The organism is Rhodothermales bacterium, assembly GCA_013002345.1.
Lineage (GTDB): Bacteria > Bacteroidota > Rhodothermia > Rhodothermales > JABDKH01 > JABDKH01.
Map to the genome: position 1 here is coordinate 1 of JABDKH010000319.1, position 18,701 is coordinate 18,701.

Annotated in this window: 19 protein-coding genes; 9 read left to right on the forward strand and 10 right to left on the reverse strand. The window is 59.5% G+C overall.

Going from position 1 to position 18,701, the window contains the following annotated elements; translation table 11 throughout:
• Positions 1–20 precede the first annotated feature (20 nt).
• Positions 21–524, forward strand: coding sequence for a GPP34 family phosphoprotein (locus HKN37_15105; GenBank protein NNE47978.1), 504 nt, complete (start codon positions 21–23; stop codon positions 522–524).
• Positions 525–771: 247 nt separating this feature from the next.
• On the opposite strand, the gene HKN37_15110 is transcribed toward HKN37_15105, so the two are convergent.
• Positions 772–1,374, reverse strand: coding sequence for a DUF4382 domain-containing protein (locus HKN37_15110; protein ID NNE47979.1), 603 nt, complete (start codon positions 1,372–1,374; stop codon positions 772–774).
• A 399-nt stretch (positions 1,375–1,773) separates the two neighbouring features.
• On the opposite strand from HKN37_15110, the gene HKN37_15115 reads away from it, so the two are divergent.
• Complete coding sequence (locus HKN37_15115; protein ID NNE47980.1) at positions 1,774–2,394, forward strand: hypothetical protein; 621 nt, start codon at positions 1,774–1,776, stop codon at positions 2,392–2,394.
• Between the two features lie 138 nt (positions 2,395–2,532).
• Here the strand turns inward: HKN37_15115 and HKN37_15120 are convergent, their stop codons facing one another.
• From HKN37_15120 to HKN37_15130, 3 genes are all read right to left on the reverse strand, one after another.
• Complete coding sequence (locus HKN37_15120; GenBank protein NNE47981.1) at positions 2,533–4,797, reverse strand: BamA/TamA family outer membrane protein; 2,265 nt, start codon at positions 4,795–4,797, stop codon at positions 2,533–2,535.
• Between the two features lie 169 nt (positions 4,798–4,966).
• Positions 4,967–6,040: a hypothetical protein gene (locus tag HKN37_15125; GenBank protein ID NNE47982.1), complete on the reverse strand. Its 1,074-nt coding sequence runs from the start codon at positions 6,038–6,040 to the stop codon at positions 4,967–4,969.
• A 97-nt stretch (positions 6,041–6,137) separates the two neighbouring features.
• Positions 6,138–6,896, reverse strand: a complete 759-nt coding sequence (locus HKN37_15130) for a phosphatase PAP2 family protein (GenBank protein ID NNE47983.1) — start codon at positions 6,894–6,896, stop codon at positions 6,138–6,140.
• 346 nt (positions 6,897–7,242) lie between these two features.
• On the opposite strand from HKN37_15130, the gene HKN37_15135 reads away from it, so the two are divergent.
• A complete protein-coding gene (locus HKN37_15135; protein NNE47984.1) occupies positions 7,243–8,163 on the forward strand; it encodes a formamidopyrimidine-DNA glycosylase in 921 nt (306 codons plus the stop codon).
• A 108-nt stretch (positions 8,164–8,271) separates the two neighbouring features.
• The gene (locus HKN37_15140; GenBank protein ID NNE47985.1) at positions 8,272–9,021 is read left to right on the forward strand and encodes a sulfite exporter TauE/SafE family protein; all 750 of its coding nucleotides are present in this window, start codon (positions 8,272–8,274) and stop codon (positions 9,019–9,021) included.
• 62 nt (positions 9,022–9,083) lie between these two features.
• Here HKN37_15140 and HKN37_15145 read toward each other — a convergent pair whose 3' ends face one another.
• The gene (locus HKN37_15145) at positions 9,084–9,263 is read right to left on the reverse strand and encodes a hypothetical protein (protein NNE47986.1); all 180 of its coding nucleotides are present in this window, start codon (positions 9,261–9,263) and stop codon (positions 9,084–9,086) included.
• 156 nt (positions 9,264–9,419) lie between these two features.
• On the opposite strand from HKN37_15145, the gene HKN37_15150 reads away from it, so the two are divergent.
• Positions 9,420–9,980 carry a hypothetical protein gene (locus tag HKN37_15150; GenBank protein NNE47987.1) on the forward strand — a complete coding sequence of 187 codons (561 nt, stop codon included), beginning with the start codon at positions 9,420–9,422 and terminating at the stop codon, positions 9,978–9,980.
• A gap of 71 nt (positions 9,981–10,051) precedes the next feature.
• On the opposite strand, the gene HKN37_15155 is transcribed toward HKN37_15150, so the two are convergent.
• The 3 genes from HKN37_15155 to HKN37_15165 form a co-directional block, all read right to left on the reverse strand.
• A complete protein-coding gene (locus tag HKN37_15155) occupies positions 10,052–10,348 on the reverse strand; it encodes a hypothetical protein (GenBank protein NNE47988.1) in 297 nt (98 codons plus the stop codon).
• A 104-nt stretch (positions 10,349–10,452) separates the two neighbouring features.
• The gene (locus HKN37_15160; protein ID NNE47989.1) at positions 10,453–12,051 is read right to left on the reverse strand and encodes a T9SS type A sorting domain-containing protein; all 1,599 of its coding nucleotides are present in this window, start codon (positions 12,049–12,051) and stop codon (positions 10,453–10,455) included.
• Between the two features lie 42 nt (positions 12,052–12,093).
• On the reverse strand, positions 12,094–12,582 hold the full coding sequence (locus HKN37_15165) for a phage tail protein (protein ID NNE47990.1): 489 nt from the start codon (positions 12,580–12,582) through the stop codon (positions 12,094–12,096).
• 506 nt (positions 12,583–13,088) lie between these two features.
• Here HKN37_15165 and tkt point away from each other — a divergent pair.
• A complete protein-coding gene (gene tkt, locus HKN37_15170; protein ID NNE47991.1) occupies positions 13,089–15,080 on the forward strand; it encodes a transketolase in 1,992 nt (663 codons plus the stop codon).
• A 121-nt stretch (positions 15,081–15,201) separates the two neighbouring features.
• On the forward strand, positions 15,202–16,065 hold the full coding sequence (locus HKN37_15175; GenBank protein ID NNE47992.1) for a hypothetical protein: 864 nt from the start codon (positions 15,202–15,204) through the stop codon (positions 16,063–16,065).
• 38 nt (positions 16,066–16,103) lie between these two features.
• Here the strand turns inward: HKN37_15175 and HKN37_15180 are convergent, their stop codons facing one another.
• Both HKN37_15180 and HKN37_15185 read right to left on the reverse strand, forming a co-directional pair.
• Entirely contained in the window at positions 16,104–16,859 is a 756-nt protein-coding gene (locus HKN37_15180; GenBank protein ID NNE47993.1) for a trehalose utilization protein ThuA, read from the reverse strand.
• Between the two features lie 60 nt (positions 16,860–16,919).
• A complete protein-coding gene (locus tag HKN37_15185) occupies positions 16,920–17,465 on the reverse strand; it encodes a hypothetical protein (protein ID NNE47994.1) in 546 nt (181 codons plus the stop codon).
• Between the two features lie 98 nt (positions 17,466–17,563).
• Between HKN37_15185 and HKN37_15190 the strand changes: the two genes are divergently transcribed.
• Together HKN37_15190 and HKN37_15195 are read left to right on the forward strand one after the other, a co-directional pair.
• Positions 17,564–18,118 (forward strand): DUF2781 domain-containing protein, encoded by a 555-nt coding sequence (locus tag HKN37_15190; protein ID NNE47995.1) that lies wholly within the window; start codon positions 17,564–17,566, stop codon positions 18,116–18,118.
• Positions 18,111–18,701: SDR family NAD(P)-dependent oxidoreductase (locus HKN37_15195; protein NNE47996.1), on the forward strand; the 591-nt coding region annotated here is incomplete at its 3' end. The genes HKN37_15190 and HKN37_15195, both read left to right, overlap by 8 nt.

An 18,701-nucleotide genomic window follows, 5' to 3' on the forward strand; every position in this document is an offset into this window, starting at 1 on the left:
GCCTGAAGTCATCGACGCCGATGAGCAACGACGTCATCGACGAGTGCCTGTCGAAGGTTAAGGCGGCAGGCAAGCCGAAGTCGCCCCAACACTGGGTGATGAAGTTCGCGCAAACCAAGGATCTGAAAGAGCGGGTCGCGACCAGGTTATGCGATCTGGGGATTCTGCGCTCCGACCGGAAAAAGATACTCTGGATCTTTGAGCGTCACATCTTCCCGGAGATCAATCATGTCGCAGAGGCCGAGATTGTCGCACGCCTCGAGGAAGCGGTCTTCACTGACATCCCGGACGTTAGTACCCGGACCATTCTTCTGACGTCGCTTGCGGACGGAGCCGGTCTACTATCGCTGGTTTTCGACAAGAACGATCTGAAAGGCCGCAAGGCGCGGATCAAGATGATGGTAGAGGGCGAGGTCGTCGGTCGAGCAACCACACAGGCAGTGCAGGCGGTTCAGGCGGCGCTGGCCGTCGGGTCCCTGGCGACCCTGGTAGTAACAACGTCTGGGACGAGCTTCGGTCACTAGGGTCCCGGATCCGGGTGGCGGCCTTCTCACTCTGGCGCGATAATCGGACATCTCCGCCATCTCAGACTGAGTGCCGGGGACTCCGAAGAGCCCGGGAGGACGGCGTCTTCCCCGTCGATAAGATCGCGGCGGTGGTCTGGATTGGGGACAAGCTCCATATCGACACCTCTCAAGGTCGTCAGCCCATAACAGAAAAAGGCTGCCGACCTTGCGTCAGCAGCCTCTCCCCTACAGATCTATGACGGACCTACCCCGTGGTGTCCGGCTCTACGCCATTCAGGTGAAAAGACTCCGCCTTTACGACAGGCTTGAACAAAAAGCCCTTGATGCCGGCCGGTGTGTTCGCGTTGCCCTGAAGCACAAACGACTTCTCAACATTGAAGTCGACGATAACTTCGACTTCATCCCCGAAATCTCCAATCTCGAAGTCGGGCAAGTGCACCTTGATGCCACTCGTGGTGCCGCTGGGCGTCTTCATTCGGAAGATGTCACCATTCTTCAGCCTGACGTACGCGTTCTCGTCCACCACGATGCGCAGACCCTTGTACACTCCGAACGGGATCGGGAAGTTGGCCAGCGTATCCATCACTCCGTCTCGCAGATCCAGCAGATTAAACGTCTGGGCGATATCAGTCATCAGAAGGAAATTCTCGGTCGTGTCTTGGCCGATGAGTTCCACCCGGTTGATGCTGACAACTGTCGAATCGACCAGGTCAAACGGGAAGGGCTCGTCCTTGATGAACACGGTTATTTCACCGGACCCTTCTGAAACACTATTTGTGTCGCATGCGGCAATAAGAACTGCTGCGCCGAGTGCGAACGTGATTGAAAGCGTAAGAGATGCACGCATACGATGTCTCGTTTTTGATACGGATTCCAGCACGGTCGAACGGGTTACAGCCTGAATCGTTCGGCCATCCCCAGAACTTAAGTTTCGAGAAATCAAGCAAGAAAGGGGCCAATCTCCGTTCCCGGAGCTGTGATCGTCGTGGTTCCGGGCTGAAATGAGGTCTGAATCCAGGCGAAAGTGGGAGCTTCGGAAGCCCATCGGGAATCGACATCTCTTCGGATGCCTTCGCCTGCCCGTGTACGGCGGCACGTACCCAGCCGACGACACCTCCACCTCACATATATCTCGAGAGATCGTCCGAAATCCTTGAAAACGGTCAAAATGTGCCGAAACCAACCAGTGGATTCCGCTATTCGGACTCTGATATCACGAGAACACACCCACCGACTCCATTAGGCCATGAACAGGCTCCCACACTCTATCGCCCTACTGGTCATCTTTTCGATGACTGTCACTCTCACCAGCTGCGACAGCGGTAACGAACTTGATGGAGAACCGCTCTCGGCCGAGACATCCGCTGCGATGTCGGAGACGGTCACGAATCTGTTCTCCGTTCTGCCGCTGGCTATCAGCGAAGTGCAACTCGGGAAAGACCAGTCTCAAGCTTCAACCACAAGTCCGACGGGCGCGTGCCCGGACGGAGGCTCGTTTAGCGTGGCGGGGTCCGGTAGCGGCAGCCAGACCAGCTTCGATCTGGATATCGAAGTCAGCTTCGATGGCTGTAACGGCATTGATGGATCGTTGGCGCTCGACGGTAGTGGTTCGTTCAGCCAATCGGGCGCATCGTTTGACCTGATACTGGATGGCACCGTATCGCGGGAGTGCTCGCTAACATTCGACCGGTTCCGTGAAGGTCTGGTTGCAGACTTCGTCACCGGTGAGAACACGCTTGTGCTCGACGGGGACTATCGGGGTTCATGTTCCGGCGAAGGATTCATCTGCTCGTTTAATGGCGTCGAGGTTGACGCAAACAACGCGACGTCGGCCAGCGTGCTGGAGCAATCCTGCAGATTGAACTAGGCGATCGGACTGGCGGATCACGGCGCGCTTAACGCCGCATGATGGAGGTGTTGGGCAGTGGCCGACACAACGAAGCTGCGACGCCTGGCCAAACACCAGCGTCGGTGTGCACGCGGCAACATCGCAAACCCGCGTCGCTCAGAAGAAATGCCCCACGGTCAGATGCAATTCATACGGGCCGTCCGGCCCTCTCGTTGTAAGCATCACCTGAGCCGGCCCCACAACCGTGCGGATCCCCGCAAACACACCCACGCCCCCTGAAAACTCGGCCGAATCAACCTGCCACGACCAACTCTCGGATGCGCTGGCCGCGTTCCACACTGCGCCGGCGTACATGTCTCGTCGAACTCTGACCTGAACACCCGCCCAGGCCGCTCGCAAGTTTGAGCCCGCAACTTCCTGCAACTCGTGACCCATCAACAGGAATTGCCGGCCTGTCAACATCTCAAACGGGAATGGCCCGCCTGCATAGAATCTGTAGTGCACCGGTGTGGATCCGCCGACGGTGCGGCCGACCACGACACGACCCATCAGAGACACATTCGAGCTCACAGGTATCCTGCCTGCTGCGTCGATCACGTGCTGACCAAACGTAGAACTGCTGAGTGGCCCAACGGACAGCGAAGATCGCCCTGTAATACGTGCGCCACGACTCGGAAACGACACCGAGTCGAAGGTATCCAGATACAGGAGCGCCTCGGCGAACACGAGGCTGCTGGTCTCGTCGAGAAAGTCGAATGACACGCCTGACGATCCGACGATTCGCGGATCAATATCAAATAACTCGGCGCGCACTCCCACAACGGAGCCCAGATCCTTCCGCACGAGTCCACCGGCCCTCAGCGACGCCTCTACCACGTGAGCGACAACGCTCGAAGCGCGGGTTCCATCCTCGAAAAGATCAATGGGAGTGCGGGTGACCCTGGCCTCTCCCACAAACCGCGCCCGCGGCCCAAAACCAAGAGGGGTTGTAATCGTGCCCCCAACCTGCACCACCTCGCCGAGGCGCAGGTTGCCGACCAGCCGGGTATTGTAACCGAACAGGTCTGCAAGCGCGACACGGATCAGGACGGCAGCTTGATAATCGCTGTCGTACCGGAGTCCGATCGAAACCCGATCGTCCTTTTGCTCAACCGCCTGAACGACAAGCGTTGTGCCCACAGCGTCCGAGCCGCCAATATCTCCCGGATCGATACGATATGTGACCCGGGAAAACCTCTGCGTACTGTAGGCGCGGCTGATCGCCCTCTCGAGATCGGCTTGCGTCAGATACGATGGTATAGAGAGCCGCATTGACCGCCGGACAACGTTTTCATTGGGCCTCGACGCACCCTCGATCCTCACAGCGCCGACATACACGGAGTCCGCACGCCCGAGCAGCGACGGCCGCTCCGAATGCGTCTCTGTCCGCGACTCAAACAGTGAATCGCGTAGCGCGATCAGTTCCTGTCGAGCACGCTCAGCGGCGTCCTCTCCGAGCCCGATCAGTTCGCCGGTTCGATCGAAGTCGAAAGAACGGATGCCTTTGACCTCTGGCAGTATCAAGACGTCACACAGCCGTTGCTGCACGCGTCTCGACTCCAGCATCCGAAAACCAACCGCCTGTACCATCACATCGATGAGTGTTTCGAGACTGTCCGGCGGCAGAACAGGCTCGCCCACGTCGACACAGATGATGACGTCGGCTCCGAGCGCCAGAGCATCCTGCGCCGGAAGGTTGCGGGTCACGCCGCCATCAATCAGCGTCCGGCCATCGATCACAACCGGGTCGAAGATGCTGGGGATGGATATGCTGGCCCTGATGGCGTCCGGAAGGTGGCCCGAATTGAGCAGCACTCCGTCGCCGTTAGCGAGATCTGCAGCGAGCGCACCGAATGGCACAGGCAGCGCATGGAAGTCGCGGACGTCCCAGGCCGGAAACATCAGTCGCGACAAGATCTGTGAAATACGCTGACCCGAGACGATGCTTTTCGGCAGCTCGACCTGTCCACCGCGAAGAGGAAGCGAAAGAAGAACGCCCTCGTCAGTGATCCGGCTCTCAAGTGTTTGCTGTCGCCGCGGAGAGTCATCCTCGAAAAGCGCCTGCCAGTCTTCCGCGTGAAGCAGGCTGTCGATTTGATTCACCGAGTAGCCGATCGCGTACAGACCGCCGATGAACGAGCCCATGCTGGTGCCGGTGACGACGTCCACCGGCAGGCCTGCATCCTCAATAACTCGAAGCGCACCCACATGTGCGAAGCCCTTGACCCCACCGCCGGAGAGAACAACGCCGACGCGGGGGATGGGCGTCTCGGCCTCGTTCGGGATCTCCTGCGCCGCGACATGCAGCGTCCAGGCCGAGGTCAGACTCAGCAAACACATAACCGCCAGTCTCTTCATCATTGACCCCTGAATCCACTTCATGTCCGGTCGACGGCCACAGCCGCGTTGGCCCGTACGGCAGATATGCTCGCAGGATACGCTGCAGATCGGAAGGATTACGAAGGAGATATCTGCTCGTCAACGTGGGCAGACTCCTGTGATCTTCGTGCGGCTCTCTCAGCATCTACCCTGCCCACAGAATGGCCACGGGCTATCCGTGCATCTCGACCGTGCCTTCGGGCGCTGGCCGGCGTCCAAACCATGAACGCACGATGTCCCAACGACCGCTGGTCGGATCTACAACAAGCCACGTGTATTTGACAGCGGCATCTGATGATAGTGCCGTCGCCAGAGCGATCGCGCCGGCCATCATTGCGCCGAGTATCAACAGGCCCGGCTCATCGGGGACATATCCTACCACGATCATGATTACAAGACCGTGCAGAAGGTAAGGGTAAGCGGACCGCGCACCGATTCGCGTCAGGAAACTCGACCGCCCGGGCACGAGCGACAGAAACGCCAGAGTCATTGCTGCAGCCCACAAGAGCAGAATGGCTCGGAACGTGATTCCGGCGGCCGGTCCGGTGACCAGTCGCGAATAGGACTGACTTCCATACAGCCACCGCACGTCCAGATCCGACGCCACAAACAATGCAATCAATGCCCCCGTCAGCATCACAGTCACGGCAATGACCGGATGGACGAAGGCGGTCGCTCGTCCATCTCTTGCAAGCACAGAACCAAGAATGAAGAAGGGCAGGAAGACCAGGGTCCTGGACAACGACATCCACATACCGACCTGCGGTAGAACACCCGCGACGACCGCGACAAGTGCCGCTGTCAACAGAGGATATTTCAGTCTCGATAGCACCGGCAGGGCAAGGCGCCACATGAACAGACTCGGGAGATACCAGAGCAGCCAGTACGGAGTGAGAAGTGTCGGCGCGAAGCGTGATCGACTGAAGACGACGAAGTCGAGACCCGTGTAGAGCAGTTCCAGAATGAGGTACGGGAGGATCACGCTCAGTACCAGTGCCTTAAATCTCGGCCAGGTCAATTCGCTGCGTGACAGATATCCGGAGACAACTACAAACGCGGGGATGTGGAACGAGTAGACGAATACGTATGTCGTTCGAGCCAGCGAAGAAGTCTCCAGCAGCGATTCGAGGAGGTGTGCCGCGACGACAAGTATGATGAGAAGGCCTCGCGCGTTGTCGAGATGCAGGTTCCGGTTTCCTGCTATTGACGCTGACCGGGCCGCGACTGTGTGCACTTTTCCTGACACGACGGGTTCTGAACGGGGGTTTCCGGGAGTTGACTGCGTGCGAACACTCAGTCGTAGGTATCGGCGAGCGGCGCAGCCACGTAAGACCCACTTCCGCTCAGGGGATGTCGATCGTCAGCCCTAAGCTGTTGTACCCCAACACAGGTCGGATCGACACGGGAGGTTGATTCGCAGACGATAGGTGCCGCCTGGCGAGCCACCGGCTTGTGAGAAATCCGATTGCGGCACCCGCCAGAACATCGGTGGGCCAGTGCTTGTCCCGGGCGATGCGGGCGATCGCCGTACCACCGCTCAGAGCAAACAGACTGTACGTCGCCGGTCCCGGATAGTAGTACACCCACGGAGTCACGAGAGCGAAAGCGGCGGTCACGTGACCCGACGGAAACGAAGCATTTCCCGAGAACGGCCGCAAGCGGATTGATCCGATGTTCTCCTGGGGTCGAGACCTGCCGACCATTTGCTTGATGGTGCCGGTGATGGCGGTCGCGAACAGCAGCGACTCTACCGATGTAAACGCTGCATCCTGGAATCGTTCACTTCCCGTAAACAGTGACACGGCAAAGACCGACGTCGCCGGTATCAAGACGTACGGATCACCGAGATCGTTGGTGAAATCCAGATAGTCTCCCCATACTCCGTGGTAGCTGTTCTGAACCTCGTCAAGCAGCGGCTCGTCGAAATGCTTCGCAGCCGGAATGACCAGACCGCCTGCAACCAGCACCGCCGGCACCAGCGGCAGCGACCTCTCGACCAGCGACAGACCGTCGTGCAAAGCCCACCGGGCAAAGCGCTCATTTCCCTGCGCATGCGCGTTCGCGGGAACGACAAACGACAGTGTCAAAAGCGCGATCGTCACCAGACAACATCGAACTGACTTAACCGGGAGCAAGAGTGTCGTCACAGGATATCGGAAGATGCGGGGTCCGGATTTTGCCGGATCAAAAGTATGACGCGGCGATACAGCCTGCCAGGCAATGTTGCTCACCGCTTTTCTGTTGCCATGAATGGGACTTCTCTGCGATGCTGGCCAATTCACCATGGGAGGCCGAACGCTTGAAGGAGATCGAATGTCTTGCAGCGCGTCGGGTTTCGAGATTTCGAGCGAAATGCGCGTATCGAGCAGCCCACAACCCGAACCCCGTTTTCTCAAAACTGCGGCCAGAGGCTATTTTCCTCGCAACGCCCAATGCTCGCCGCCGCCTGTGCCCGAACTTCCAGACATCGAAAACTACGTCGAGTCGATTGAACGGCATATTGCCGGCCAGCGACTCGAAGACGTTCGGCTCAAGAGCGTCTTTCTGGTACGTACCGTAGAGCCCCGGTTGCCGTCGCTTGCCGGGCGGCGACTGGACCGTATGACTCGCCTGGGAAAACGGCTGGTGTTTCATCTTGCCGGAGACTCCGACACCTCGTACGTGATCCTGCACCTGATGATCGGCGGACGCCTGCACTGGAAGAAGAAGGGTGCGGGTCTTCCGGGGAAACGTGGTCTCTGCGCATTCGACTTCGAAAGCGGGACACTCCTCCTCACCGAGGCGGGAAGGAAGAAGCGCGCCTCCATTCACGTCGTGACGTCACACGATGAGGTCGACCGTCACGACCCCGGCGGACTCGATGTCTTCGACATTGACCTCGCTGCATTCACCGGCGTCCTGGAATCGAACAACCACACATTGAAACGTGCACTGAGCGACCCCCGCCTGTTTTCGGGCATCGGCGGCGCATATGCGGATGAGATCATGCACGCAGCTCGCGTGTCTCCGGTCAAGTGGACGAGTCGCCTGACGACTGACGAGAAGCGGCGTCTGTACGAATCCTGCCGGGCTGTGCTCCGTCTCTGGACGGATCGAATTCGCAACGAGACCGGCGCCGGCTGGCCCACGGTGACCGCGTTTCGGGAAGATATGGCCGTACATGGACGCTACGGTCAGCCGTGTCCGGCGTGCGGCAGCCCAGTTCAGCGTATCGTCTACGCCTCCAACGAGACCAACTACTGTCCGTCCTGCCAGACCGACGGCAAGGTGCTGGCCGACCGCTCGCTTTCGAGATTGCTGAAACAGGACTGGCCCCGTAGTCTCGAAGATCTGGAGGAACGTGGCATCACGGGTCGACAGGTCGACTGACGGTCAAGGTCGAACCTGTCGCGCTGGCACCGGTCGAGCATGTGCCGTTTCTTGCACCGGCGACGCCCCACCTCATTGCCCGACGCTGACCAATCCAGCCCGACATAAATGGAACTGACGACACTCGTCACACTTGCCGTTCTTGTTCTGGCGATATCAACCCTGTACGCGTCGGTCGGGCACGGTGGCGCATCGGGTTATCTCGCCGCCATGGCGCTCCTGTCGGTCAACGCCGCCGCAATGCGGCCGACGGCTCTCGCGCTCAACATCATCGTCGCGTCAATTGGACTTTACAAGTACTGGCGGGCCGGCTGGTTCTCATGGACGGTCCTGTGGCCGTTTGTCGTGACGTCCATCCCGGCAGCCTTTGTCGGCGGAGCAGTCGAACTGCCGGTGCATGTCTACATGCCCGTGGTCGGTGCTGCCCTGCTGTACGCGGCCTTCCGGCTCTACACGAGCAGCAGGGGCGCACTCCCAGACGTCACCCGTTCGATGCCGCGGTCCGCATCGCTGGTCACCGGCGCAGGAATCGGGCTGCTCTCGGGTCTTACCGGCGTCGGCGGCGGAATCTTCCTGAGTCCGATTCTGCTTCTCGGAGGGTGGTGCGATACGCGAACGACATCGGGTGTAGCGGCGGCGTTCATTCTCGTCAACTCGGTCGCCGGACTGGCAGGCTACGTGTCGCAGGGCGCAGGTCTGCCGGACTTCCTGCCGGTGCTGGCCGTCACCGTAGTCGTCGGAGGAGTTATCGGGGCAGAACTCGGTAGTCGTCGCCTGCCACTGCCAATGGTACGGCGGCTGCTCGCGCTCGTACTCCTTATCGCGGGGCTGAAGATGGTCTTCTCGGCGTTCGGATGAATCTGCTCCCGAACGCCAGGTCGATGAGTGGAATCCACGGCCTCTCTCCCGCGCCCAACATTCTATGGCTTCTTCTGCCGGGCAGCTTCAACCGCAAATCCGGTGACCGCACCGATGGCCAGCCCTACCAGTGGACCTCCGACCAGAAGTCCGGCTCCTCCACCCGCAATTGCACCTACAACGACCAGTTTCCCGCCTCCCGACTTGATTAGTCGGCGTAGACGCTCTGTATTCGATCCCATTATTCTGACTCCCCTTTGGCCACGCTACGACTGAATTGCCGGGATGGTTTCGATAAGGATACTTGAGAGTCACACCGAAAACCCGTTCATTCGGGATATCGGGGCACGCCTTCATCGGCTTTGCCCGCTTCGGCTCACCAAACAGGGGAAATCGTCATGGTCTCTGTCCTAGCTCTCTGGCTTCCGATCCTCGTCGCGGCCGTGTTCGTCTTTATCGTGAGCTCCATCTTACACATGGTGTTCTCGTACCATAATTCGGACTTCGGTGGTGTGCCGTCGGAGGAAGAGGTGAGGTCCGCACTGCGGAAGTTCAACATTCCAACGGGCGACTACATCATCCCGTACGCCGCAGATAACAAAGAGAGAAACACCGACGAGTTCAAAGCCAGGGCAGATGAAGGCCCGGTCGTCTTCATGCACGTCCTGCCCAACGGCATGGGCAACATGACGAGCAGCCTTATCCAATGGTTCGTCTACAGCCTGATCGTCGGAATCTTTGCCGCATACATCGCGGGCCGCGCTGTACCCGCCGGGGCGGACTATCTCGAAGTGTTCCGGTTTGCCGGTTGTACGGCGTTCGTCGGTTACTCCCTGGCACTTGTACAGAATTCAATCTGGTACAAGAAGTCGTGGAGAGCAACGTTGAAGTCCGTGTTCGACGGACTCGTCTACGCGCTGGTTACCGCCGGTGCATTCGGATGGCTGTGGCCGGCTTGACGCATCTGAACTCGACTGGATGACGGTGTCGAAATGCGGACGTGGTTCGCGTCTTCCCAGGATCAGGCGGATCAGCTCGTGGTCGTGCTTCGTTGCCGGGTCGTCGTGCTTCGCTGCAGTTCTGCGTATTCGGCTCGGCGCTCGGCCGTGGCCTGCCTGATCGACCTTACGGCATCCGAGTGCTCATCGATGTGTTGCTTGAGGCGTTCCAACTCTGAGCGCTGATATCTAGAGAGCGCAGCCAGACCTTCGAGGCGACGAACGTCCACGCTCAAGCGCTCGACGATGCGCACTTTGTCCATGAACTGCCTCTTTAGATCCAGCAGATCCGACTCCAGTTTCGTTCGCCTCTTCGCGACATCTTCCACGTTCCAACCTCATTCTTTGACTTGTTTCCCTAAGAAGAGCCACTGGCTCAACTTGTTCCGAAAATCCTCCAAATGATGAGGAAAATCCCACATTCTCGTGATTTTCATCTGGCGACCACAAAGGAGCTGCTCGACACGGCCCGATCGCTTGTAATCCGGTACACGTACGTGCCACTCGGCCAGCTGCCGGCGCTCACCGGCAGTCGGTATTGCATACCAGCGCGGAGAGGCCCATCGTGAACCGTCGCGACCATCCGACCCACGACATCGAAGACTTCTATGCGCACATATCGATCCGCGGCAAGTCGAACCTGGAAGACTCCGTCACCAGCCAGTGGATTCGGATACGGTTCGACAAACACGTCCTGCTCAGGCAGTGCGTCGTCTACCGCGACCGGATTCGCGCGGTCATCAAAAAGGATGTACACCGATCCTGAGTTCTCAAAGCCGTCGTTGCCAAATGGAACTCCGACCGCATAGTCCACCTTGCCATTCGCATCGAGATCTCCGATCGCCGTGAGGGCCTGACCGAAACGGTCACCGGCCTCCAGCCTGCCTGTGAAGCCTCCCGCAGTTGCGGAATAGTCGCCGGGCTCAAGGCCCACGAACCAGAACTCGCCGGCCTCATCCCCTGCGTCGTCTCCCCCCGGGGCGCCGACAATCACGTCGAACATCCCGTCACCGTCCAGATCACCGGGGGCAGCAAGGGACCTCCCAAAATGATCACCCGAGTCTATCAGGCCCACCAGATCTCCGGCCGCGTCGCTGATAACAGTCGCCTCGGCGACGGTCACTCCGGGACGGAGTTCGGTAAACCAGAACTCACCATGACAATCTCTTGAGAACGGTGCACCGATCGCGACCGGCAGCCCGTCGGCGTCCGGCCCTGCCAGGCGCACTACCGCCGATCCAAACGCACCATAGTCGGATAGGGCATCCGTGGCGAGACCCTTGCCGTCACTGATCTTGTCGGACTCGGCGACGGTACCGTCTCCGTTGAGTGACAGTACCCATACGGCGCCACGGTCTGATCCTCCGTCATCGTCTCCCGGCGCTCCGACAGCGATCTCCTTCGTTCCGTCCTCGCCGATGTCTCCCAGAAAAGCGACACTTCTGCCAAATAGATCGCCCGCGTCAAGCGTGCCAGTGAATCCCCCTTCGACCTCACTGATCTTCTGACTGCCGATGACACTTCCCGACTCATTCAGAAACAGGATCCAGACCGCTCCTGAACTCTCGCCAGGCCCGTCCGACGTATCGTCGTCGCCCCTTGCCCCGACGGCCACATCTCGAAAGCCATCTCCATTAAGATCGGCCAGACCGGCGACTGAGGAACCGAAGTAGTCTCCAGGGTCCAGAGCTCCGGACGGTAGCTCAAGGGCTCCCGACTTTGCGGCCGAGCCAACCGTACCGTCCGGTTTCATGAACAGCAGATACACGGCCCCTGCGTCCCTGCCACCCGCATCGTCACCTTCCGCCCCCACCGCCAGGTCAAGGACGCCGTCACGATCAATATCGCCGACCGACGCGACGGAGCTGCCGAAGAAATCTGAAAACGCGAGGAGGCTACTGCCCAGGTTTCCCTCTGTCGCGCTGATCTCTTGCTCACTGACAATTTGAGCGTGGGAATCAGGAACTGTCGCAACGGTCGCAACGGTCGCAACGGTCGCCATCAAAAGAACTACTGCAACAGGATATCTCATTGTTTATTTGGACCAGGGTGAGATTATGGTGGGGCCTGCGAATCAATTGCGCGAAGGGAAAACACCGAAAAGCGCAATGATGTAGTTAATCCCAATGAAGGGCGGCATGTTATCGTGCGGACGATCGCCTCCCGCTGTTCCGATTGTGCCTGCCGCCATGGTCGTGTTCGGAGCCGCGGCGTACTGAGGAATTCCAGATGCCGGCCGACCGGGCACGGCATCCTGCGGGCTGTCAAACGCGCCCTCGCTCGTGCTGGCATTCAACGGGTGTGTGTGGGCCGGAATGTCAGCAGCCGAGAGAGCAACAGTTTCTGTTCCGCTCTTCTCGCCGAGGCGGCGTTGGGTCAGACCCGGACCAGTGCCCGGGTGTATCGGGAATCGTCCACGGAGGTCCGGAAGCGCAAACGTCGTGCGGCCGTCACCACCATAGGTCGTCCCGAGGATCGAAAACAGGGCCTGGTTCTGGGCGATGGGGAGAAGCTGGCCGTCACACAACGCCCAGTCGCGTGGAGCGAAATTTCCCGCGAACATGATTATCTCTCCGATGAACGGCTCAACGGCGACGGGAGCGATCCCCGCCGTCTGGTCTGATGCGGCATCGGCCGATCGGCCAAACCCGAAGAGACCTAGACCTGAGAAGAGACCAAGAGATCGCAAGAATCGACGGCGCGAGTGGTCCTCGTCCGACGTTGGGCCAAGAAAGCGTCTGAGAAGTCGCATGGTACTGCAGGTTTTCTGAGAATGATATCGAGCACTAACGCACAATTTGCGAAGGTACCGTGAAGCGAGACGAACAGGCAAGTCCGGGCGCGTGGTCGGCGGCAATTACCGCAGCTCGATCCGAATCGGGATGGGATTGGGAACGAATCGAATGCCGCCTATCCCAAATCTGAGTGAAATGCCATCAAATGCGACTCAGGTGCTCCAACGGATATCCCGCGCGGAGTAAGTTGCACGGTCCGAATCACCGGGATTCGGCCACGGAAATCACCTGACCCGACACCGAGAGAAGCCACCAACCTTTGCCCCCTCCGCTGATGAATCTGGACGCGCTGACCGTCAATACCATTCGTTTCCTGGCCGTCGATGCGGTGCAACAGGCCAACTCGGGGCACCCGGGCATGCCGATGGGCTGCGCCGCCATGGCTCACGTGCTGTGGAGTCGCCACCTCAAGCACAGTCCGCAACAGCCCGACTGGCCGGACCGCGATCGCTTCGTCCTCTCCGCGGGTCATGGCTCGATGCTTCTGTACGCCCTGCTGCACCTGACGGGTTACGATTTGCCGCTCGACGAAATCAAGAACTTCCGCCAGTGGGACTCAATGACGCCCGGTCACCCGGAAGCCGGCCACACGCCGGGAGTCGAGACGACAACCGGCCCGCTCGGCCAGGGCTTCGCCAACGGCATCGGGATGGCCATCGCTGAGCGGCATCTGGCGGCGCGATTTAACAGGCCCGGATTCGAGATCTTCAATCACCACACATATGCGATCGTGTCGGACGGTGATCTGATGGAAGGGGTGTCTCACGAGGCGGCGTCGCTGGCGGGTCACCTCGGACTCGGCAAGCTCGTGTATCTCTACGACGACAATGGCATCTCGATCGACGGGAGCACGTCGCTGGCCTTCAGCGAGAACGTGCCGGAGCGTTTCGCGGCATATGGTTGGCATGTCCAATCGGTCGATGATGGAAACGACCTCGAGGCCATTGACGAGGCGATCCAGCGCGCACGTGACGAAACAGATCGTCCGTCCATCATCTGCGTTAAGACCGTAATCGGCTACGGCAGCCCGGCCAAGCAAAACACGGCGGCCTCGCATGGCTCCCCTCTCGGCGACGAAGAAGTCAAGCGCACGAAAGAGAACCTGGGATGGCCCCCGGACAAGACGTTCTACATCCCGGATGATGTCCTGACCCGTACAAGATCGGCTGTCGACGGCGGCCGCGAACTCGTGCGTGGATGGGACCGTCTGTTCAACTCTTACCTCCGGGAGTTTCCTGAAGATGGAGATCAGCTGCGCAGGTTCCTGGCCGGCGAACTGCCCGAAGATTGGGACAGCGCGTTTCCCTCCTTCGAAGCTGGTGACAAGCTGGCGACAAGGTCGGCAAGTGGCAAGACCCTTGAAGCGGTCCAGCCGGTCCTCGGAAACCTGATCGGAGGTTCGGCCGATCTCACGCCGTCGAACAACACACGCGTCAGTACGCACTCCGATTTTTCGAAGGCGACTCCGGCCGGCGGCTATCTGAGATTTGGAGTTCGCGAGCACGCCATGGCAGCGATATCGAACGGACTCGCTCTTCACGGTGGCATCCGCCCGTACTGCGCCACGTTCCTTGTGTTCAGCGACTATCTGCGCCCGAGCCTTCGCCTGAGCGCGCTGATGCAGCTGCCGGTCGTCTACGTCTTTACGCACGACTCGATCGGGCTGGGTGAAGACGGCCCCACCCACCAGGCGGTGGAGCACTTTGCGGCGCTGCGTGCGATACCGGGGCTGACGGTCATCCGACCGGCCGATGCGAACGAAACTGTCGAGGCGTGGCGCGTAGCACTACAGCGTCGCGGACCGGTCGCCCTGCTGTTGACCCGCCAGAAGCTTCCCGTGATCACAGGCAATGCAGTCGGCAGGGGGCTGGCTCTCGAGAAAGGTGCGTACATACTGCATGAGACGAGTTCCACTCCTGATCTGATCATGATGGGAACCGGCAGCGAGATGCACCTGCTCCTCGACGCCGCCGCCACGCTTGAAGAAGAGGGCCGCAGCGTGCGCGTCGTGAGCATGCCGTCGTGGGAGTTGTTCGCTGAGCAGTCGACGGACTACAGAGATTCGGTGTTGCCGCCATCCGTCACGGCGAGGTTGTCGGTTGAGGCCGGTGTAACGCTTGGCTGGGACAGATATGTGGGGCGGGGTGGTCGAGTCATCGGGCTTGATCGATTCGGCGCGTCCGCACCGGGCGAGGTGGCCATGCACAAGCTCGGGTTTTCGGTAGACAACGTGCTTGCAGCGGCCAGGTCCGTTCTCAAAGGCTAGCAGCGTGGCGGCCGAGGGCGGCCACACACCGTTCTCGATGCAAAGCCGTCTCCCCTGAACCGCTGTACGCGCCCTGCCGTTAGGCCTCGCTCCCTAACGCTTGCGTCGGGAGAGTACACGTATGATCCGTATGACGATGAGCCTGTTTCGCAAAATGGAGTGGAGGCGAATGGCAGTGCACGGTTGGGTCGGTGTCGTGCTGATCGCCGTTTGCTGGCCGGCGAACTGGTTGCTGCCGGGCCTTCGGACCCACCTCCTGTTCGCACCTCTCTGGATCGGCTTCGCACTCGTCGTCGATGCGACAGTTCTTCGAAGAACAGGCACCTCGATCATCACGCGATCGTGGAAGGACTTCGTCCTGCTGTTCGTCGTCTCGGCACCTGTGTGGTGGCTTTTCGAGCTGTTCAATCTCAGGACGGGCAACTGGATCTACGTGGGGAGGGAGCAGTTCAGCGACCTGGCATACTTCTTCCTGGCAACCCTCTCGTTCTCGACCGTCATACCCGCCGTGTTCGGAGCGGCGGAGTTGGTGGCCTCTTTCAAGTCGATATCCGCGTTGCGCAATGGGGCGGTCGTCCGATCCACGCCGTCTCTCCGGTTGCTCCTCGTCTTCCTTGGAGTCGTTTCAGCCGCACTGGTGTGGGCATGGCCCACATATTTCTACCCGCTTGTGTGGGGCGTCGTGTTCTTCCTGCTGGAACCCGTCAACCAGTGGCTCGGGCGCCCCTCAATCTTCCGTTATCTGAACCACGGTGACTGGCGACCGGTCGTGTCACTGGCCCTTGGCGCTCTCCTGTGCGGCGTCTTCTGGGAGTTCTGGAATTATTACTCGTATCCGAAGTGGACCTACCATACTCCGGGGGTCGACTTCCTGTACGTCTTCGAGATGCCGCTGCCGGGATATCTGGGCTATCTACCTTTCGGACTGGAACTGTATGTGCTGTCGAGCTTCGCTATCGGGCGGGAGTTCGTGCGCTCGGCCTGAGGGCTGTTTTCCTGCGTTGAGCAAGCACCGTATGCGGTTCACAGAATCAAATCTTCGTCCTGATCCGGGACCTCCTCAAGCGGCTCGGCATTCGGGGCATCCTGCGTGTCCATCGACACCCGTCTCCGCGCCCACCTGCATCCATTCGCGATGATGCGCAGCACGTTCTCGTCGTGATAGGTAGGATACGTTTCGTGTCCGGGCCGGAAATAGAAGATGCGGCCGTGTCCCCTTCGCCATGTACATCCTGATCTGAACACCTCGCCGCCCTGGAACCACGAAATCATGAGAAGCTCCTCGGGCTCCGGCACATCAAAGCGCTCCCCGTACATCTCTTCCCGTTCCAATTCGAAATGATCCGCGACGCCCTCCATGATGGGGTGAGACGGGGCCAGATTCCAGATACGTTCCTTTTCACCGGCCTCTCTCCATTTCAGGGAGCAATTGGTCCCCATCAAGCGGCGAAAGATCTTCGAAAAATGGCCTGAGTGCAGCACTACCAGCCCCATGCCGGCTAACACACTCTGGTAAACACGATCGACTACGTCATCGGCAACGCGGTCGTGCGCTCTGTGACCCCACCAAACGAGTACGTCGGTACGGTCGAGCGCGGCCTCTGTGAGTCCATGGTCGGGCTCCGCCAGTGTCGCGGTTTGACACGCGAAATCGCCCCGCGAGGCGATGCCCGACGCGAGTACAGCATGAATTCCATCCGGGTAGATCGCCCGGACAACGTCGTTCTCCAACTCATGCAGATACTCGTTCCAGACTGTAACTCGCACAGATTCACCCATGGCCATTTTACCTCTTCGCGTCATTGAAGCCGATCTCGAAAATACGAGCGTGATCCAGGACTAGCGGCGGCCGAGTGGGTTGGTCGCGGTTCCTCCATCGAGCTCCGCTTCCCATCCACGGGCCCAGCGAGCCGCGGAAATCTTCCAACCGTCATCCTCCTCGACGACCGACGTGAAGACGTGGTACAGATCGGCGTTCATACCTGATAGTTGATCCGTCCCAGCGATGGGGCGGCCCGCCATGGCGACAAAGACGAGGAGGTCGGCATGCGTAGAGTCAACGAAGTTGATCTGCGGTACACGCGTTAGAAGATGTATCGAGCGATTGGCCGACATGTAGTAGTTCAGTACCAGAAGCACCGACTCCCGGTTGTTGCCGCGTGAATCGCTGTATTCTTCGGAGATGAGCTCGCGAAATTCTTCCAGGTTGCGATCTTCAGCCAACCCTTCGGCCCGTGCGATCAGTGCCCTCACTTCAGCTTCGCGGGGCGGGCGGTCCGCTTCCGCGCATCCGGACAGAAGCGCTCCGGTAAACAGGAGCGAGAACAATAGCACCGACATGCTTGCTCGAAGCAAGGCACCCTCATCCGCATCCCACATTCTCATTGTATTTTCTCGTACCGTTTCGCAGAACCATTCGTGTCGGCCGCAGCGTGCGTGTCGACCGGAACTGAAACTAACACTTCAACCGCCAACACGATACTTTGAACTCCCGAGCTGATCGCACAGGTCCGGACGCGAGACAAACCCTTTACCTTGTCGAACGCAAGATCGACTTCCTGATCCTGGGGTTTTTCTGGTTCAACCTCGTGTTCATCACATACACGTTCGATCTTGAGCAGTTGCTGATCCAGGACACGAGTGATTTCGAGTATCCATTCTGGCCGCCTGCTATGATCATCGACCTCGCCCACTGGTGGGGAAGGAATTTTGACCCACTGTTGATGGCGCGACCGATGTGGTGGGTGATGACGATCTGGATTGATGCGCTGTTCTTCGGGCCTTTCTACGTGATCGGGATTTACGCTTTTTCGAAAGGAAAGGAGTGGATTCGTATTCCGGCAGTCGTCTACGCCTCCGTCATGATCACGAACGTCACCATTATCCTTGGTGAGGAGTTCTTTGGAGCGTACCCCGCGCCGTATCCGTTCATCGTCGTAGCCGCAAATGCCGCATGGATCATCTTTCCTCTCATCATCATTGCGCGGATGACCGCAAAACATCCTTTTACCCGAGCTGCGCGGAGCAACAGTGACTGACAGGTTCAGGCAGCGTTACGGTCCGTGGGCCCTGGTTGCCGGGGCGTCGGAGGGATTGGGAGAAGCCTTTGCATCAGCTCTCGCGAGATGCGGACTGAACCTGGTCCTTGTGGCGCGGCGTGCCGAAAAGTTAGAGGATCTTGCCTCGCGCCTCAGTCAATCGCATCAGATCGATGTGCTTGCGATCACGGCCGATCTCGGAGACGCCGGATCGTCTGTCAGGTTCATCGAGGAGGCCGCTTCCTGCGAGATCGGACTGCTGGTGTACAACGCAGCGGCGTCGACGATCGGTCCGTTTCTGGATGCGACCGTCGAAGATCACATGCAGACGCTTGCCGTCAATACACGTGGTGCGACCGAACTCATTCACTCACTGGGGCGGCTCATGCTCGATCGCGGACGGGGCGGGATCGTCGTCATGACGTCGCTGTCTGCCTTTCAAGGATCCGCACGAATCGCAACGTATGCGGCGACGAAGGCCTACTTGCTCTCCCTCTCGGAGGCGCTGTCGTACGAGCTGGCCGACAGCGGCATCGACGTTCTCGCTTGCTGCGCCGGGGCGACGCGTACTCCGAATTACGTC

Excerpts from the sequence above, each read along its gene's own strand:
- HKN37_15105 (NNE47978.1), top strand. The coding sequence starts at position 21 with ATGAGCAACGACGTCATCGACGAGTGCCTGTCGAAGGTTAAGGCGGCA.
- HKN37_15110 (NNE47979.1), bottom strand. The coding sequence starts at position 1,374 with ATGCGTGCATCTCTTACGCTTTCAATCACGTTCGCACTCGGCGCAGCA.
- HKN37_15115 (NNE47980.1), top strand. The coding sequence starts at position 1,774 with ATGAACAGGCTCCCACACTCTATCGCCCTACTGGTCATCTTTTCGATG.
- HKN37_15120 (NNE47981.1), bottom strand. The coding sequence starts at position 4,797 with ATGAAGTGGATTCAGGGGTCAATGATGAAGAGACTGGCGGTTATGTGT.
- HKN37_15140 (NNE47985.1), top strand. The coding sequence starts at position 8,272 with ATGGAACTGACGACACTCGTCACACTTGCCGTTCTTGTTCTGGCGATA.
- HKN37_15145 (NNE47986.1), bottom strand. The coding sequence starts at position 9,263 with ATGGGATCGAATACAGAGCGTCTACGCCGACTAATCAAGTCGGGAGGC.
- HKN37_15150 (NNE47987.1), top strand. The coding sequence starts at position 9,420 with ATGGTCTCTGTCCTAGCTCTCTGGCTTCCGATCCTCGTCGCGGCCGTG.
- HKN37_15160 (NNE47989.1), bottom strand. The coding sequence starts at position 12,051 with ATGAGATATCCTGTTGCAGTAGTTCTTTTGATGGCGACCGTTGCGACC.
- HKN37_15165 (NNE47990.1), bottom strand. The coding sequence starts at position 12,582 with ATGTTCGCGGGAAATTTCGCTCCACGCGACTGGGCGTTGTGTGACGGC.
- tkt (NNE47991.1), top strand. The coding sequence starts at position 13,089 with ATGAATCTGGACGCGCTGACCGTCAATACCATTCGTTTCCTGGCCGTC.
- HKN37_15175 (NNE47992.1), top strand. The coding sequence starts at position 15,202 with ATGATCCGTATGACGATGAGCCTGTTTCGCAAAATGGAGTGGAGGCGA.
- HKN37_15180 (NNE47993.1), bottom strand. The coding sequence starts at position 16,859 with ATGGGTGAATCTGTGCGAGTTACAGTCTGGAACGAGTATCTGCATGAG.
- HKN37_15185 (NNE47994.1), bottom strand. The coding sequence starts at position 17,465 with ATGAGAATGTGGGATGCGGATGAGGGTGCCTTGCTTCGAGCAAGCATG.